Source organism: Sphingobacterium sp. UBA7038, from assembly GCF_002494055.1.
Classification (GTDB): domain Bacteria; phylum Bacteroidota; class Bacteroidia; order Sphingobacteriales; family Sphingobacteriaceae; genus Sphingobacterium; species Sphingobacterium multivorum.
In genome coordinates, this window is the sequence record NZ_DLAV01000015.1 from 148,533 (window position 1) to 164,751 (window position 16,219).

At 40.3% G+C, this 16,219-nt stretch carries 15 protein-coding genes; 11 read left to right on the forward strand and 4 right to left on the reverse strand.

Annotated elements, in window-relative coordinates; translation table 11 throughout:
- The first annotated feature begins 312 nt into the window (after window positions 1–312).
- Window positions 313–1,995 carry an FAD-binding dehydrogenase gene (locus B3H30_RS09660; RefSeq protein WP_115050475.1) on the forward strand — a complete coding sequence of 561 codons (1,683 nt, stop codon included), beginning with the start codon at window positions 313–315 and terminating at the stop codon, window positions 1,993–1,995.
- Between the two features lie 91 nt (window positions 1,996–2,086).
- Here the strand turns inward: B3H30_RS09660 and B3H30_RS09665 are convergent, their stop codons facing one another.
- Entirely contained in the window at window positions 2,087–2,956 is an 870-nt protein-coding gene (locus B3H30_RS09665) for a DMT family transporter (RefSeq protein ID WP_115050477.1), read from the reverse strand.
- A gap of 348 nt (window positions 2,957–3,304) precedes the next feature.
- Here B3H30_RS09665 and B3H30_RS09670 point away from each other — a divergent pair, with 348 nt between their 5' ends.
- Both B3H30_RS09670 and B3H30_RS09675 read left to right on the forward strand, forming a co-directional pair.
- Window positions 3,305–4,588, forward strand: a complete 1,284-nt coding sequence (locus tag B3H30_RS09670) for a Gfo/Idh/MocA family protein (RefSeq protein WP_115050479.1) — start codon at window positions 3,305–3,307, stop codon at window positions 4,586–4,588.
- A 1-nt stretch (window position 4,589) separates the two neighbouring features.
- Window positions 4,590–6,365 carry an alpha-L-fucosidase gene (locus tag B3H30_RS09675; protein ID WP_201649496.1) on the forward strand — a complete coding sequence of 592 codons (1,776 nt, stop codon included), beginning with the start codon at window positions 4,590–4,592 and terminating at the stop codon, window positions 6,363–6,365.
- An 11-nt stretch (window positions 6,366–6,376) separates the two neighbouring features.
- Here the strand turns inward: B3H30_RS09675 and B3H30_RS09680 are convergent, their stop codons facing one another.
- Window positions 6,377–6,718, reverse strand: a complete 342-nt coding sequence (locus tag B3H30_RS09680; RefSeq protein WP_115050482.1) for a winged helix-turn-helix transcriptional regulator — start codon at window positions 6,716–6,718, stop codon at window positions 6,377–6,379.
- Window positions 6,719–6,796: 78 nt separating this feature from the next.
- Between B3H30_RS09680 and B3H30_RS09685 the strand changes: the two genes are divergently transcribed.
- The gene (locus B3H30_RS09685; RefSeq protein ID WP_115050484.1) at window positions 6,797–7,546 is read left to right on the forward strand and encodes an SDR family oxidoreductase; all 750 of its coding nucleotides are present in this window, start codon (window positions 6,797–6,799) and stop codon (window positions 7,544–7,546) included.
- A 167-nt stretch (window positions 7,547–7,713) separates the two neighbouring features.
- Here B3H30_RS09685 and B3H30_RS09690 read toward each other — a convergent pair whose 3' ends face one another.
- Window positions 7,714–8,553 carry a cold-shock protein gene (locus tag B3H30_RS09690; RefSeq protein ID WP_145327869.1) on the reverse strand — a complete coding sequence of 280 codons (840 nt, stop codon included), beginning with the start codon at window positions 8,551–8,553 and terminating at the stop codon, window positions 7,714–7,716.
- 21 nt (window positions 8,554–8,574) lie between these two features.
- Here B3H30_RS09690 and B3H30_RS09695 point away from each other — a divergent pair, with 21 nt between their 5' ends.
- The 4 genes from B3H30_RS09695 (at window position 8,575) to B3H30_RS09710 (ending at window position 12,302) form a co-directional block, all read left to right on the forward strand.
- Entirely contained in the window at window positions 8,575–8,931 is a 357-nt protein-coding gene (locus tag B3H30_RS09695; protein WP_115050486.1) for a hypothetical protein, read from the forward strand.
- Between the two features lie 458 nt (window positions 8,932–9,389).
- Window positions 9,390–10,631, forward strand: a complete 1,242-nt coding sequence (locus tag B3H30_RS09700; protein ID WP_075993480.1) for a quaternary amine ABC transporter ATP-binding protein — start codon at window positions 9,390–9,392, stop codon at window positions 10,629–10,631.
- Window positions 10,632–10,633: 2 nt separating this feature from the next.
- Window positions 10,634–11,461, forward strand: a complete 828-nt coding sequence (locus B3H30_RS09705) for an ABC transporter permease (RefSeq protein WP_075993479.1) — start codon at window positions 10,634–10,636, stop codon at window positions 11,459–11,461.
- A gap of 1 nt (window position 11,462) precedes the next feature.
- Window positions 11,463–12,302, forward strand: coding sequence for a glycine betaine ABC transporter substrate-binding protein (locus B3H30_RS09710; RefSeq protein WP_115050488.1), 840 nt, complete (start codon window positions 11,463–11,465; stop codon window positions 12,300–12,302).
- Window positions 12,303–12,370: 68 nt separating this feature from the next.
- On the opposite strand, the gene B3H30_RS09715 is transcribed toward B3H30_RS09710, so the two are convergent.
- The gene (locus B3H30_RS09715) at window positions 12,371–12,631 is read right to left on the reverse strand and encodes a hypothetical protein (protein ID WP_046675378.1); all 261 of its coding nucleotides are present in this window, start codon (window positions 12,629–12,631) and stop codon (window positions 12,371–12,373) included.
- A 185-nt stretch (window positions 12,632–12,816) separates the two neighbouring features.
- Between B3H30_RS09715 and B3H30_RS09720 the strand changes: the two genes are divergently transcribed.
- From B3H30_RS09720 to B3H30_RS09730, 3 genes are all read left to right on the forward strand, one after another.
- Window positions 12,817–13,803 (forward strand): helix-turn-helix transcriptional regulator, encoded by a 987-nt coding sequence (locus tag B3H30_RS09720; protein ID WP_115050491.1) that lies wholly within the window; start codon window positions 12,817–12,819, stop codon window positions 13,801–13,803.
- Between the two features lie 160 nt (window positions 13,804–13,963).
- On the forward strand, window positions 13,964–14,788 hold the full coding sequence (locus B3H30_RS09725) for a siderophore-interacting protein (RefSeq protein WP_070567954.1): 825 nt from the start codon (window positions 13,964–13,966) through the stop codon (window positions 14,786–14,788).
- Between the two features lie 15 nt (window positions 14,789–14,803).
- Entirely contained in the window at window positions 14,804–16,153 is a 1,350-nt protein-coding gene (locus B3H30_RS09730; protein WP_115050493.1) for an MATE family efflux transporter, read from the forward strand.
- Window positions 16,154–16,219: the final 66 nt, after the last annotated feature.

Below are 16,219 nucleotides of genomic sequence, written 5' to 3' on the forward strand. Positions count from 1 at the left end.
TCTTGTTAAAATTATTTATTACGCTAATGCACTTTTTTATCAAATAAATCTGTTCGAAATGGCGCTTATTATTATTTGAATGATTGATAGCACAAAGTTATAATCCTGGTTTTTATTATTAAAATAATTTAAATTGTGTTATTCTATTATTTTTATGATATATTATTAAGTGTTTTTTTAAGGAAAGAACGAAGGGATTCCTGTTAAGTTTTTCTTGTGCAATCCTGCCCAAACTAGTAAATTTATATAAGGCAGTTGGTCTTGTGAGCAATCACATTTTTATTGGGATAGCTGTTCGGTAAAAGAATAACAATGCAAAAAGTAGAACAATTTAAACCTGATGTGATTATTATTGGATCGGGTTTAGCAGGACTTACGACAGCAATGGAAGTCACCAATGCTGGTAAGAAAGTGCTTCTTGTAGATCAGGAAACGGAAGAAAATCTAGGGGGACAGGCCTATTGGTCCTTCGGGGGACTTTTTCTTATCAATTCGCCGCAACAACGTCGCATGGGGATTAAGGATTCTTATGAACTAGCCCGACAGGATTGGATGGGGACTGCCGGATTTGACCGCGAGGAGGATTATTGGCCACGACAATGGGCTGAGGCCTACTTGAAATTTGCAACAGAAGAAAAGTCTGCCTACATCGCTAAGCTTGGTATAAAGCTGATGTTTATGGTCGGTTGGGCGGAGCGCGGTGATGGTTCGGCCTCGGGGCATGGTAATTCGGTTCCTAGATTTCATGTCAGTTGGGGGACCGGAACCGGAGTTGTGAAACCTTTTGTGGATAAAGCTTATGCTGCGCAGGAAAAAGGTCTTCTGCAGTTTCGCTTTCGACATCGCGTAACAAAATTGCTAACGCAAGATGGTGCGGTAATTGGAATTGGAGGTGATATATTGGCAGACGATCACCAGGCAAGGGGTGTTGCAACCAACAGAACTATTCTTGCAGCGTTTGAATATTATGCAGATCAGGTCGTTATTGCTTCTGGAGGGATCGGCGCAAATCATCAATTGGTACGCGAAAACTGGCCTGAACGATTAGGTAAAGCACCGGCACAAATGATTTCAGGTGTTCCCGCCTATGTCGATGGAAAAATGATCGGAATTGCGGAAGAGGTTGGGGCTCATATGATAAACCGGGATCGCATGTGGCATTATACGGAAGGGATTGAAAATTGGAATCCAATATGGCCTAACCACGGCATCCGTATCTTGCCTGGGCCCTCTTCGCTGTGGTTTGATGCCCGCGGTACCAGACTTCCTGCGCCTTATTTGCCTGGATTTGATACCTTGGGTACACTCAAGCATCTGCAAGAGACAGGCTTTTCTTATTCCTGGTTTATTCTGACGCAGAAGATAATCAAAAAAGAGTTTGCTCTTTCGGGTTCAGAACAGAATCCAGATATTACCAACAAGGATTATAGGTTATTTTTGAAACGCATTTTTGGGAAAAATGCTCCCGGGCCCGTTGAGGCCTTTAAGGAAAAAGGATCTGATTTTATTGTTTCGGACAATCTAAAGGATCTGGTAGCTCGTATGAATCGTTTGACAGGGGAGGATTTATTGGACTATGAAGCAATTAAATCGCAAATTGAAGCGCGTGACCGGGAAGTAGATAATAAGTTCTCAAAAGACACGCAAGTGAATTATATCCGGAATACACGGAATTACCGTGGTGATAAATTAGGCCGAGTGGCAGCCCTTCATAAAATCCTGGCGCAAGAAAATGGACCGCTCATTGCGGTACGTCTCCATGTACTGACCCGGAAAACCTTAGGCGGTCTTAAAACGAATCTCCAAGCACAAGTACTAACAAAGGATGACGAGGTGATAAAGGGCTTGTATGCTGTGGGTGAGGTGGCGGGATTTGGTGGTGGCGGGATGCACGGCTATCGGGCACTGGAAGGCACGTTTTTGGGAGGATGTATTTTCTCCGGCATGAAAGCCGGACAACATATTGCGAGTCTGACAAAGACACCATCTGTCTAAGAAATGTGATGAAAATTAATTTTTTTCTTCATGTTAAAATAGAGGTTCCATAGGCAATCAATACGATGTTTGCCTATGGAATAAGGAACTATTAAGCTTTTTTTCTGATAGAGCGCATCGTTTGGAGAAGAACAGAAACGAGTACAAGAGCGAGTCCAACATAGAAGGAAGCATTGACTTGTTTGCCTTCGTTGAAGAATAAAAAAGCAATGATAATTGAATAGATGGGCTCGAGATTGAAACTCAAATTGACCGTAAATGCAGATAACTTCTTGAGTGATTCAGCAAAAAGAACATAAAGGCCAACTGTACAAAATAAAGCCAGCAAGATTAAATAGACCCCATCAGAAAAGCTCGGTATAAAACGTTCGGTAGGAAATAGATAATAGAAAATGGGCAGCCCAAATCCCAATACAATGGTGCCACTGAGCATCTGATAAAAATTGAGCAATTTACTATCATATTGTTTGACTAATCGCTCGTTGTAAATGGTATATAGAGCCGCAAAAATAGTTGAAATTACACCCAAAATAATCCCAAGTTGATAAGAGCTATCAAAATGAAAGATTAAACTGATTCCGATCAATGTCAGCATACTTAACATGAGCTGCGCTGCGCTAAATCTTTTCTTGTTGATGATTGGCTCTAATACAGCGGTAAAGAAACTGGTCAGACAATAGCAAACAACGCCAATGGAAATGTTGGAAAACTTGATGCTACCATAAAAAAATATCCAGTGGATAGTGATTAGTACGCCGACTTTCGCAATTTTAAACGCATCTTTAGTGGATTTTAAACGCTCAATTTTGAATAATTTGAGAACGAGGAATAAGATGATTGTTGAAAGTAAGACCCGAAACCAGACGAGTGGTATTTGATTGAGCGTAATGAGCTTGCCGAAAACACCGGTGAAGCCTGCGAGCAGTACTGCGGTATGAAGTACTAAATATGATTTTTTCATAAGAGAAATGTCTTTCCCATAAAGGGAAATTTAAAAGCTAAATAAATAGTTAATCCTTATATCATCCGAATTTGCTCCTAAAGGAAGCCATTATTCGTTTGACATTGCGCTATATTATTTTGCTGGAGGAGAAAGACAAGTTCTTCGGCCCATGGTTTTATGCTTGTTTTTAACAAATATAGAAATTATCTACGGTATTCAAAGTCCTTTATTTCAGCCATTTTGTTTGGATTAATATTCTTCATCCTAAAGACTAAATGTTATATTAGTAATCTCACTAGGGGGGATCCCAAGATAATCGTCTTCCTAGTAATGAATACACAATATCAATATAAACCAAACTAAAGAATGAAGAGAAAAGAATTTATACGAAATACGAGTCTATTGGCTGCATCGGCGCTTTTTGCACAGACGAAAGTATTCGGTTTTCAAGCTGATACGGTTCGTGTAGGGCTGATCGGTACAAACGGAATGGGTTGGTCCAATCTGAACGCCATCTTGAAAGTACCAGGAGTGCAGTGTACGGCATTATGTGATGTCGATGAAAATGTTTTGGGAAATCGAGCTGAGGAATTAAAGAAACGCAATATCAATGTGAAGACTTACATCGATTATAAAGACCTCCTAAAAGCAAATGACGTTGATGTTGTTATTGTCGCTACCCCCGATCATTGGCATTGTATGCAAATGGTTGATGCTGTTGCGGCCGGAAAAGATGTGTATGTCAAAAAACCGATTGGAAACTCCATTCGGGAATGTGAAATTATGGTTGCAGCTGCTAAAAAGCATAAGCGCGTTGTACAGGTTGGGCAGTGGCAACGAAGCCAACAACATTTCAGAGATGCGATGGATTTTGTTCATAGCGGAAAATTGGGGAAAATACGTCTTGTTAAGGCTTGGGCTTACCAAGGTTGGATGAAGAGTATCCCGGTTCAGGCAGACGCTCCTGTTCCTGCGGGAGTACATTATGATAAATGGTTGGGGCCAGCACCAAAACGTGCATTTAATCCCAATCGTTTTCACTTCAATTTTAGATGGTATTGGGATTATGCGGGTGGCTTGATGACCGATTGGGGGGTACATATGTTGGATTATGCGCTAATTGGAATGAAAGTATCAGATCCTGTTTCGGTTATGGCTGCTGGAGGTAAATTTGCTTATCCTGACGATGCCGCTGAAACACCAGATAGTTTAACAACGGTATACGAGTTTGATGGATTTAATGTTCAATGGGAGCAGGCAACAGGTATAGATTTGGGGCCCTACCAAAAGACTCACGGAGTTGCTTTCATTGGCAATAATGGTACTTTGGTGGTCAATCGTGAGGGTTGGGAGGTTATCCCGGAGAAAGGGCGAATGGATGCTGTCTCTTTTCAACGTTCACAAGATAATGGGTTGGACAAGCATATGGTTAATTTTGTTGAAGCAGTTAGAAAGAAATCCGTGGAGGGTTTACATGCTCCGATAGAAGCCGGCGCACATATCGCGATATTCTCACAAATGGGAAATATTGCTTATCGGGCCAAAAAGAAATTGTTTTGGGACAAACAAAAGCGCAGTTTCAATGATAAGGATGCAGACCAGTATCTGGCGAAAGTTTATCATAATGGTTATAACCTGCCCAAAGTCTAAGATGTTAAAAATAGGTATTAAAAAGATATTGTTTTGTCTAGCACTGGCGGGGTTGGTTGTGAACCAGGTTTCAGCGCAACAGATGGAACACATGTGGAATGGTGAAGGGGGAAATAAACCGATCGCCCAAAATAGAGGGAAACTGTTTCGTGAAGGCAAATATGCGATGTTTATCCATTGGGGAATCTATTCGCAGCTGGCAAATACCTGGAAGGGAAAAACGTTTTATGGCATAGGGGAGTGGCTCATGAACAAGAGCATGGCCAATATACCTGTTGCGGACTATATGGCTGCTGCGGGTTCTTTCCGTCCAGATCATTTTGATGCTAAAGCTATTGTGCGGCTTGCAAAAGATGCGGGAATGCGTTACATCGTGATTACAAGTAAACATCATGATGGATTTTCAATGTTTCATTCTAAGGTGAATTCTTTTAATATTGTTGAGGCGACTGACTTTAAGCGCGATCCAATGATTGAGCTCGCAAAAGCATGTAAGGAAGGTGGGATCGGTTTTGGCTTCTATTATTCGCAAAATCAGGATTGGACTTATCCTGGCGGAAATGGAGGGCCTAAGGTGAATGCAGCTGGTCAACCGAAAACATTTGATGATTATTTTTGGGAAAAATGTTATCCTGAGGTGAATCAGATTACAACTGAGTATGGACCGATAGAATTGGTCTGGTTCGATACTCCAGGTGGGATGGATAAGAAATACGCACAAAAACTTGTCGAATTGGTTCATAAAAATCAACCCGGAGCATTTGTGTCGGGGCGAGTTGGGCATGGGCTCGGGGATTATTCTACTTTAGGAGATATGGAAGTACCGCGGCAGAATGTTCCGGGTCTTTGGGAAGCAGTAGATGTAACTAACGATTCTTGGGGTTATGCTTGGTACGACAATAATTGGAAGAGTGCTCGTGAGATCTTGTCACGTACATTGTCGACTATTGGTCGAGGTGGGACCTATATGTTAAATGTTGGACCTAAACCCGACGGGACTATTCCAGAGCCAGCGAGCTTAGCTTTGCGCGGTGCGGGTGCCTGGATCCGAAAATATCCAGAGACCGTTTATGGCGCACAGGCGTCACCTTGGGGGCATGCCTTACCCTGGGGAGATGCTACTGTACAGGGAGGTAAAATTTCATTGTTGGTCTATCATTGGCCGGCCAATGGAAAGTTATTTGTTCCGGGCCTAACAAAAGGGATAAAGTCGATTAACCTTTTAACTTCCAACGGCAAAAAGTCCTTGAATTACACGTTCGATGGAAAATGGCTAAAAATCAATACGCCAGGTGTAGCTCCCGATTCATTGGTTTCTGTCATTGAGGTAGTTATGCGGGAAATGCCCGTTATTGATAAAATGTTTGGAGTTGATCCGGCCATGGAGACAATTGTGCCTGTTGATTTTGCTGAAGTTGAAGGATGTAATAAAACTGGAAAATCCTGGATGGAAAAATTCGGTGAATGGAAGCATGTGGTTCAAGTAGGGCAGTGGACTGATGAAAGTAAATTAACGTATGCTATAGACATTATTAAGCCAGGCTATTATCAAATTGATCTAAATTATGCGGGGCAGGGGAGAATGGTGTGGAAGATCGAAAACTCGGATGGGGAGATCGTGCAGAATCAGCAAGCGGCCTCTTCTGTGTATAATTGGTACCCTTGGGGATGGATGAAATTTAAGGCTCCGGGGCGCTACAAAATTACTGTTTCTTTAGTGGAGGGGGATGCTGATAAACTCAGTCTTACTGCACTTCGATTTAAATCTGTAGAATAGAGCTCAAAAGTCTATTCTACAGATTCTTCAATAATCACCTTTCTGTGCTCTCGGCCCCAGTTAATCATTTCTTGGATGATATTACCAAATGTCCGGCAATAGGCAGTCGGTAGGTATTCAATCAGCACAGGGCTGTCCGGATAGACTTTTCTGTTAACAAGCTTGTTGAGTTCCATATCTTTCAATTCTTTGGACAGCATACGTGTCGTGATACCAGGGATACTTCGTTCAATTTCTCGAAACCGTTTATTACCGTTGCATAGTGAATTGATAATAGGAATACGCCATTTTCCGCCTATAAAATACAGGGTGTCTTGTAATGCTCTTAGTTCTTCTACTTGATTTCTTTCCATGGTAATTTTGGTATACTCTATTATACTGGTATCAAATGTATATCAAATACCTGATATATTTGTCAAAAAAAAAGAACAATGGAAAATTTAGAAAACAAAGTCGTCTTAGTTACAGGAGGGAATAGTGGAATTGGTTTCGCAACAGCAAAGGAGTTTAGTGAAAATGGAGCACAAGTTATTATTACAGGAAGAAGAAAGCAAGCTATTGATCAAGCTGCTGAGCGGATAGGAGCAACAGCCTACGTGGCGGATCAGGCTATACTGCAAGATATTGAAAAACTTGCTCAGGAAATAAAAGATCGGTTTGGATATATTGATGTTCTATTTATAAACGCCGGTATTACAGGTGAAGGAGGTTTTATTGATGAAGCATCAGAAGCAAATTTTGATGCAGTAATGGATATCAATTTAAAAGGCTCATATTTTACATTGAGCAGATTTATCCCATTACTTCGCGATGGTGCGTCTGTCGTTATTCTTTCTTCTAATGTAGCGACCTTAAATATGCCAGCGAGTTCGATTTATCAAGCGAGTAAAGCGGCCGTTAATTCCTTCGCCAAAACAGCGGCAATGGAGCTTGCAAACCGTAAAATTCGTGTAAACACGGTGAGTCCGGGTTCGACTAGGACAGATGTGCTTAACAAGAATTATGACCAGCAGACTGTCGAAAATATTTGGAATAAGTTGGCTACTGAATCTCCACTCAAAAAGATAGGTACAGCCGAAGACGTCGCTAAAATGGTTGTTTATCTGAGTGGTGATCATGCATCTTACATTACTGGTGCTGATTTTGTTTTAGACGGTGGAATGGGTATCAATCATTCTTAACCACCTGCATAGCGCACTAAGAGGACTTTAGGTGAAGAACTTATCCTTCGTAGATATTCAATTATTATCATACGAAGGATAATCAATAGTTCAGATTCTTTGCCTGATCTCGCTTATTTATATTGGGGCGGATTGCATGCTAATTTTACAGTATTAAATAGTTTCAGCTATTCTTGCAGCAGCGTCTGTATTTTTTCAATAGAATCCTCATTCTCCAAAAACTCAATATAAGGTAACAATGGTTCAATATCCTTTTTGTCCATTGTTTCTATGTCTTCAAATAAAGCATTTACAAAATCAGTGCAAAAAGATTTGCCAAAGCTGTAAGTGTTTATTCTCGCCAGATCCTCACAATTGATTTCGGTGGCATTCAGATTAAATACAAGCTCAGGAATTTCGTAGTCGCCTTCCGCTGGATAGCCGATGTACCTAAACATGCTTTCTTTCCACACGCGAAATAGGATTTGATGCGAGACATGTTTCCCAAAGTATTCGAACACTTTGGAAAGTATATCGTAAGCGGTTTCTTTCTCAAAAACACCAGTAATGCTTTTGTCGATCAATTCGGCATAGGAAATAAAAATTGAGCTATCAAAATGAACATCAAAATTAGCGGTCAGCATGGCCACAATATGTTCTCTGGGTTGAGTTCTTAAAAGTTGTCTTGCTGTTAATGAGGTTAAGTTATGCTTTTGTTCTCGACCGTGGCTGTCGGGGAGGAGTACGGTGTGTTCTTTGTCGAGGAGCGAGATGACGAATTTCCAATCTTCGGGCCTTTTGAGAATCCTGCAGTTCTGGGCGAGATAACCGCTCCTTTTAGGGTCGGGTTTCTTATCGCCAACAATAACTTCTCCAGGTTGAATAATATGTTCTGGAGGAACTTTAAACCTGCGTATATGCACAAAGAGTTCTTCTCCAGAAGGTAGCGCAAGAGTACCAAATCCTTTGTTATTGTCGAACCATTTGACTGCGCCGATAAACATGGCTGGGGTTGAGTTTTGTTTCAATAGTATAAAGGTAATGAATAAATGCCTTTATTAGGTATTGAAAATGAAATATTTGCAATTATTTGTGCTATATCACTGATTTTTCTCGTATTTACCTACTTATTTGGTTGGGGAAAAGATTTTCGGAAGGCCAAAGGCGACATATTTGTCTTCGCTTTGAACAAAACGGAGAGATACCTTGGCATTAATGGTTCTGACCCTGCTGATAATCGGACTTTGGTTATGCGTGCGGTTGAAAAACACTATCCACAGCTCGTGGAAAAATACCAACGATTGTTTGGTCCGGACGGTAAACTTTCGAGCTATTATCGACAGGCATTTGCGGAAAAGGTAAAGGGATTATGTGTACAATATGGGCTGCGAGACAGGCTGTTTTAGCTACTAAGTTTACTGATTTTATCTTCAAAAAATCAGATCTCATTTTTGTTTTTATAAGTTGTTGTAAAATAGGTTTATATGGTCCGAAAAAGACGTTAAATTTATTTTTCGTACCTTTGTACTGTCAAAAGACAGAATGGCGTGAGTTTATTCCGCTATGGCTTTGTGCCTCTGGCACAGCCTAGGTTGTTCGTTATACTTGTTGAAGTATATTTTGGAGATGCTTTTTGAATGGAGCATTTCGTCTTTAAAAGATTAGTTTCTTTTTCATCATTGCTCTTACCGAACCGAGAGTAAAGTATGTTAGTTAATAAGTTGATTGAACTGTACGAGTAAGATTTCGATCAAACGAACTCAACTGTAGGGATATTTTTATTTGTAAGAAAATAGCGTAGGCGTATGGCCTTAGTGGATTACTCATGCCCTTATGGTTTATTTATGTTTAAAAAAATTAAAGAATGGATAAAACTAGCAAGGTAAAAGTAAAAGTTGAAGACTTGGTACTTGTTTTCGGAAAACAGAAGAAGCAAGCTTTGAAATTACTAAATGAGGGTTTCTCCAAAAAAGAAATCTTGGCAAAGACAGATTGCACGATCGGAATCAACAAAGCTAATTTTGAAATCTTCGAGGGTGAATTCTTTGTTATAATGGGACTATCAGGGAGTGGGAAATCTACGCTGCTCCGTTGTCTTAATCGATTGAACGAACCTACATCGGGAAAGGTATTTGTCAATGGAGAGGATATTACAGGGAAAAATAATAAAGATCTTCTTGAAGTCCGTAGGACAGAAATGAGTATGGTCTTTCAAAAGTTTGGTCTGTTGCCACATCATACCGTATTAAGCAATGCCGCTTTTGGTTTAGAACTAAGAGGGGAAGAACGGGAAAAACGGGAATCTAAAGCTCAGAAAGCGCTGGATGTAGTAGGACTGAGTGGATTTGAGCAACAGTTACCGTCTCAGTTATCTGGTGGTATGCAACAGCGGGTTGGACTGGCTCGGGCACTTGCCAATGATCCCGAAGTATTGCTGATGGATGAGGCATTTTCAGCACTAGATCCCCTGATTAAAACCGAAATGCAAGATCAGCTATTGGAGTTGCAGGATAATTTACAAAAGACGATCGTTTTTATTACCCATGATCTCGATGAAGCAATCAAATTGGGCGATCGTATTGCTATTATGAAGGATGGTGTCATCGAACAGATCGGTACTGCGGAAGATATCTTGACAAATCCAGCAAGTGACTATGTTAAAGCCTTTGTTGAAAAAGTGGATCGCAAGTCTATCATTTCGGCAGGTTCACTGATGTTTGAGAAACCTACTGTTGTACGTTTCAAAAAAGATGGCCCTGAGGGGGCTCTACGGAAAATGCGGTCGACAGGAATTGAAATTCTCCCTGTAGTTGATGCTCATGAGACTTTTCTTGGTTTTGTTCACATGAATGAAGTCATTCAATCTGCAAAGCGTAGGGAACCTACCGTAGAATCCATTATACATACTACCGTTCCAACAGTATCAAAAGAGGTGACCGTTGAAGAAATGTTGCCCTTGATATCGGAGATCCGGTCGCCAATTGCTGTGGTGAATGAACATAATCGTTTGTTGGGGATCGTAACACAGACATCATTGATTATCGAAGCGACAAAGTATAATGAAGAAGAAATTATTGAATTAAAAGAGAAAGCAAATAATCAGTAGAAATGAATAAAGTAATCGATATAGGACAATACATTGCTGTAGCCGTCAATTGGCTGACAGATCATTTAGAACCATTTTTTAACTTGATAAAAAATACGGGGAATGCATCCATTATTGGACTGGAATGGGTGCTAACAACAATACCTTTTTTTATTATAATCGCATTATTTACAGGTTTAGCCTGGTGGAAATCTGGAAAAGGGGTTGCATTGACAACATTGGTGGGATTAACATTGATCTATCTGATGGGATTTTGGATTGCAACGATGGAGACTTTGGCCCTAGTGTTGGTAGCTACACTGACAGCATTGGTTATATCAGTTCCTTTGGGCGTGTGGGCCGCGAAGAATAAACTAGCAGCGAAAATCATTCGGCCCTTACTTGATTTAATGCAGACGATGCCTGCCTTTGTTTACTTGATTCCAGCGGTGTTATTTTTTAGTATCGGTAAAGTCCCGGGAGCTTTTGCTACCATTATTTTCGCTATGCCACCTGCCGTCCGTTTGACGACTTTAGGGATTGATGCGGTTCCAAAAGATATCGTGGAAGCTGCACGTTCATTTGGAGCAACCAATAGTCAGATCTTATTTAAAGTAGAGCTGCCCTTGGCCACAAAAACAATCTTAGCAGGGATCAATCAGACCATATTACTGTCTTTATCTATGGTTGTTATTGCCGGAATGATTGCTGCTGGTGGCTTGGGAGAAAAAGTGCTTGAGGGTATTAATAACTTGGATATTGGTCTTGGTTTTGAAAGTGGTTTGTCCGTTGTGATTCTCGCTATTATTTTGGATCGAATCACGCAGGGTTTTGTAAAAAAGAAAGCATAGTATGAGGAAAATAAAAAGTATGGTATTGTGTCTGATGGTGTTGTTGCTTGCGTCATGCAGCACAGGTCGGAATAAAAATATTATTCATATCGGTATGGTCGATGGCTGGGCCGAAGGGGTCGCAATGACAGAGGTCGCAAAAGTTATTCTGGAAGAAAAGGGATATCATGTTGTTGTCCAGCGGGCTACGCCAGATATGATCTTAGCCTCCATGAACAATGGCGATACAGATCTATATATGGATGTCTGGCTGCCATTGACCCATGGAAGTAAAGTGGCTAAATTCCCCAATATTGAAGAGCTTGGAACGAGTTATAACCATGCGCGAAATGGACTTGTTGTACCGGATTACGTAACAATTGATGGAATTGAAGAGTTGAAAAAACATGAAAAAGAGTTTGATAAACGGATCATTGGAATAGAAAAAGGGGCTGGAATAACACGTGCCGTGGATCAGGTGATCAAAGATTATAGCCTCGATTATAAGCATGTGAACTCATCTACCGTAGCTATGATCACGGAATTGCAAAATGCAATCAAAGCAAAACGTTGGATTGTGGTAGCTGGCTGGCAGCCGCATTGGATGTTTGCTAAAATGAAATTGAAGTTTTTGGATGACCCCAAAAAGACATTGGGTGATGCCGAGCAAATTAAAATTTTTGCACGGGGAAACTTTAACATTGAGCAGCCTGAGCTAGCCCGATTTTTCTCCAAAGTCTACTTCGATGAATCAACAATGGCTGATTTGTTGTCAAAAATGCAGGGAAGCCAGGACAAAGCATTTACGGCAAAAGAATGGGTCAAGAAACATAACGATCTCGTAAAGGGCTGGTTATTGTAAACTGAGGTGATTAAATAGTTATGCTCCCCCAGTACGCTACCCGGCATAGCATAAGGAGGGCATTGTCATTACGACAATGCCCTTAAAAATTTACGGGCCAGTTGAATTTGTTGTTGTTGTATGCTGGATAAAGGATATCTGCTATCATCAATCCATGTGTCGAGCCCCTTTGGAAATTCCCAGGCGAAATCTAAGACTTTCGCTTTTTCTGCGGCTAAAATAATGTCATGTTTCGTTGCATTTGGATTGGCAATCTTGATGTTATTATAAATGCTATCCTGGATGAGTGGAAAGTTGTCTGCCATATCCTGATTTCTATTTGTATCCATAGTGAATTATTTTTCAAATAATTAAGAATGATTCTAAATAATTTTATACTTTAGTCAAAGATAGCAGGCATTCTATTGTTATGGGGTCTGCATAAAGGAGTAAAATGTCCGTCGAAGGGAATATTTCTGTTAAGGTATATTGCCTAATGTGCGTAAGACTATTTGAATCCTAAAAGGAATTAAAAATGGCACTAAGATTATATGATATTGATTCACCCAATTTATTATTGGAGCGGACTTACCCAAGTACCTACTTTTCTGTCGACACTGGAATTTATGAGTCTGTAACACATTTAGATACTACATTTGGAAAAGGTTTTTATAAGGAGGTTTTCTTCGATGGTATTCATATTGGTTACGGTCATGCACAGTTATTTAAACGGATGCGGTTTCGTTTTGAAAGTGATTTTGAAACAGTTGAAATGCACTTTGCCTTAAAAGGCAATAGTCAGGCGAGTGGCGAAATGATGCCCTTAGGTGTAAATTTTGAGACATACCAGCATAATATTATTTACGGAAATTCAATGTGTGGTCAAATGGAGTGGGGGAATCAGGAGTTTCAGTTATGTGAAATAAACTTATCGCCCGAATTTTTTAAAAGATTCCTGCCCGAAGATTATAAATTCTTTGCAGATTTTCGGAATGCTATTGACCGTGGTAAATCGGGATTGCTGACCAATATGCATAGACGGATTACCCACGATATGTATGAAATTATCGACGATATAATCAATTGTCAACGAAAGGGAATTTTTAAGAAAATTTTCCTGGAAGCAAAGATTATGGAGCTCTTGCTTCTTCAATTGGAACAGTTTCAGGAAGAGGATTTTGTAGCAGTTTCGTTAAAAAAAGCCGATATCGATAAGATATATGCCGTTCGTGAGTTTCTACTAAAAAATATGGATACCAATAGTACACTAGTCAATCTCGCGCATCTGGTGGGTACCAATGAATTCACATTGAAAAAAGGTTTTAAGGAGCTATTTGGTACGACTGTTTTTGGTTTTTGGCATGACGCAAAAATGGAACATGCCAAGAAACTGATTTTAGATGAAGATCGAACAATCGGTGAAGTTTCTGATTTGGTTGGTTACAAAAATCAACGCCATTTTTCGGACGCCTTTAAACGTAAATTTGGAATCCCACCGAGTAAGCTAAAAAATACCTTGTAATGTGGAATAGTTTTTTTTACACTTTACGGACCTTTTATTCCTTCTTACGGAAGTTTTAATAGCGCATGAATCGGGTTTGATAAAAGTCGAATAACTACCTTTGTTTAGAAAGATTCTTAATAATGGTCTTTTGATCAAATATGTACGTAATTAGAAAATCATGGGAAAAACTGAAATGAAAGTAATACAGCTCGCCCTGACTGTAAGTAGAAAAGAATACCTGACGCCACATTATATTCGTGTTTATTTGACTGGTGATGGTGTAGATCAAATCGCTAATACGACCGTCGGAGTCAATAACAAGATCTTGATTCCGCCAAAGCATGTAGATCGCATTTATTTTCCAGAATTTGATTATGAACGAGGGCAGTGGAAGCCGATGGATGAGGCGATTAGGCCAACAGTTCGAACTTATACACATCGCGGTATCAACCTTGATAGAAATGAGGTATGGATTGATTTTGTTGCCCATGGTGATGAGGGGCCAGCTTCAGCTTGGGCTATGGCTGCAAAACCTGGCGATGTGCTTGGGATTCTAATGAAAGCAGGTAAGACCTCTCTATATGAAGTTGCAGCTAACTATCTCCTTGTTGGGGATGCAACTGCAATTCCTGTTCTGGGGGCAATCTTAGAAGATTTGCCACCTTTGGCAAAGGGAATCTGTATGATTGAAGTACATGGTAGCGAAGATATACAGCAATTGAAGACTAAGGCTGCTATTGATTTTATTTGGTTACATAATGATACGCCACAGGAAGGTAGCCTTTTGGCGGATTTGGTGAAGATCAGATCCTTGCCTGTAGCGGATAAATTTGCTTATGTAGCTGCTGAATTTTCGACAGTTAAGGAGATTCGCAATTATTTGCGTAAGGATCTCGGTTGGGGAAGAGAGGAGCTTTATGCTTATTCGTATTGGAAAGCCGGAGTTGCTGAAGATAAATCTGCTACAGATCGCCGTAGTGAGAGTGAAGAAATCCAGGCCTAACGTTTACGATAGGTTATGGAGAAACAGAAACAACTGATCTTAAACGGTAAGTTAAGTAGAGTGATGTGGCAGATGTCGTGGCCTGCCGTGATTGCAATGGTCCTGTATGGTCTGAACAATTTTCTGGATGGTATTTTTGTTGGTCATCTGATTAACAATACAGCGTTGGCAGCTGTCGGTGTAACCTATCCTTTAGCCCAATTTGCACAAGGTTTTGGTACTCTGATCGGAACAGGTATGGGGGCGGCAATTAGTATTTGGATAGGTGGGGATCAACAGGAGAAATTACATAGGTCATTTGGTACGGTGCATTTTTTGACTATTATTTTCTCTCTTATAATTACGCTCCCTTGCTATGCATTTGCCGACAAATTGGTCTACATGATGGGTGGTAGAGGTGATATATTGGCTCTTGGGGTGGATTACTTTCGAACAACCATATTGGGTAGTTTTTTCTGGATTTATGGTTTGGCCCTCAACATGATTATTCGTGCAGAGGGTCTTATGAAAACTGCGGCCTGGATGATTGCAATTGGATTGCTTGTTGATGTCTTACTTAAACCGGTTTTTATAGAACACTTTGGTTGGGGTGTATCAGGGGCAGCTTGGGCAACCAATATATCGATGATCATCTACACATTTTTAGGTGTATGGTATTACGCCGGGGGAAAGGCTTCGTTCAAAACAAAGTTTTGGTCTTTATCTTGGGATTTATCGATTTTAAAAGAAACGCTTTCATTAGGAATGCCCGGGTTTATTATGATGGTCATGATTGTAATCCAGAATATTGTTGTCTTCAACGCATTGGCCAATTACGGAAATGATATGGATATTACGTTTTTTACGGCGGTCAATCGGCTTTATATTTTATTAAATACCCCACTATGGGGGCTTATGCGGGCTTTGCAGCCTGTAACGGGGATGAACTATGGTGCTGGGCAGTATACGAGAAGTATCAATTCGTACCGTTTATTTGCCATTACTGGACTGCTGATTCTGCTTCCGTTCTGGTTGCTGGTGATGCTGCATCCCGTTGCTGTGATATCTATCATGATACCAAGAACGATTTTTTCGATACAGCAGCTAATGGATTTCAGAATTTACATGAGTGTTTTATTGGTTCTTCCATTTATTTTTATGGCGATGGTGTGGTTTCCTTCCATTGATCATGCCAAGCCTGCGACTTTTATCAGTGTATTGCGGCAGGTTGTATTTTATATTCCTATCTTAATTATTGCGCCAAAATATTTTGGTGTACACAGCATTTACTTAGCGAGCGCGGCGATAGATTGGATTATTTTCATTATAGTCATCTATGCGGTTCGACGAAGCACGCGGAAGCTCAATATGCAAGTTGATGTATAAGACATTGCAGCGCGAACGATGTTAATGTTAAGTTAAGCAATCTTTAAGATTGCATTGTTAATATAC

Excerpts from the sequence above, each read along its gene's own strand:
- B3H30_RS09720 (WP_115050491.1), top strand. The coding sequence starts at position 12,817 with ATGGCACTAAGATTATATGATATTGATTCACCCAATTTATTATTGGAG.
- B3H30_RS09660 (WP_115050475.1), top strand. The coding sequence starts at position 313 with ATGCAAAAAGTAGAACAATTTAAACCTGATGTGATTATTATTGGATCG.
- B3H30_RS09710 (WP_115050488.1), top strand. The coding sequence starts at position 11,463 with ATGAGGAAAATAAAAAGTATGGTATTGTGTCTGATGGTGTTGTTGCTT.
- B3H30_RS09715 (WP_046675378.1), bottom strand. The coding sequence starts at position 12,631 with ATGGATACAAATAGAAATCAGGATATGGCAGACAACTTTCCACTCATC.
- B3H30_RS09665 (WP_115050477.1), bottom strand. The coding sequence starts at position 2,956 with ATGAAAAAATCATATTTAGTACTTCATACCGCAGTACTGCTCGCAGGC.
- B3H30_RS09695 (WP_115050486.1), top strand. The coding sequence starts at position 8,575 with ATGCCTTTATTAGGTATTGAAAATGAAATATTTGCAATTATTTGTGCT.
- B3H30_RS09680 (WP_115050482.1), bottom strand. The coding sequence starts at position 6,718 with ATGGAAAGAAATCAAGTAGAAGAACTAAGAGCATTACAAGACACCCTG.
- B3H30_RS09675 (WP_201649496.1), top strand. The coding sequence starts at position 4,590 with ATGTTAAAAATAGGTATTAAAAAGATATTGTTTTGTCTAGCACTGGCG.
- B3H30_RS09705 (WP_075993479.1), top strand. The coding sequence starts at position 10,634 with ATGAATAAAGTAATCGATATAGGACAATACATTGCTGTAGCCGTCAAT.
- B3H30_RS09700 (WP_075993480.1), top strand. The coding sequence starts at position 9,390 with ATGGATAAAACTAGCAAGGTAAAAGTAAAAGTTGAAGACTTGGTACTT.
- B3H30_RS09725 (WP_070567954.1), top strand. The coding sequence starts at position 13,964 with ATGGGAAAAACTGAAATGAAAGTAATACAGCTCGCCCTGACTGTAAGT.
- B3H30_RS09730 (WP_115050493.1), top strand. The coding sequence starts at position 14,804 with ATGGAGAAACAGAAACAACTGATCTTAAACGGTAAGTTAAGTAGAGTG.
- B3H30_RS09670 (WP_115050479.1), top strand. The coding sequence starts at position 3,305 with ATGAAGAGAAAAGAATTTATACGAAATACGAGTCTATTGGCTGCATCG.
- B3H30_RS09685 (WP_115050484.1), top strand. The coding sequence starts at position 6,797 with ATGGAAAATTTAGAAAACAAAGTCGTCTTAGTTACAGGAGGGAATAGT.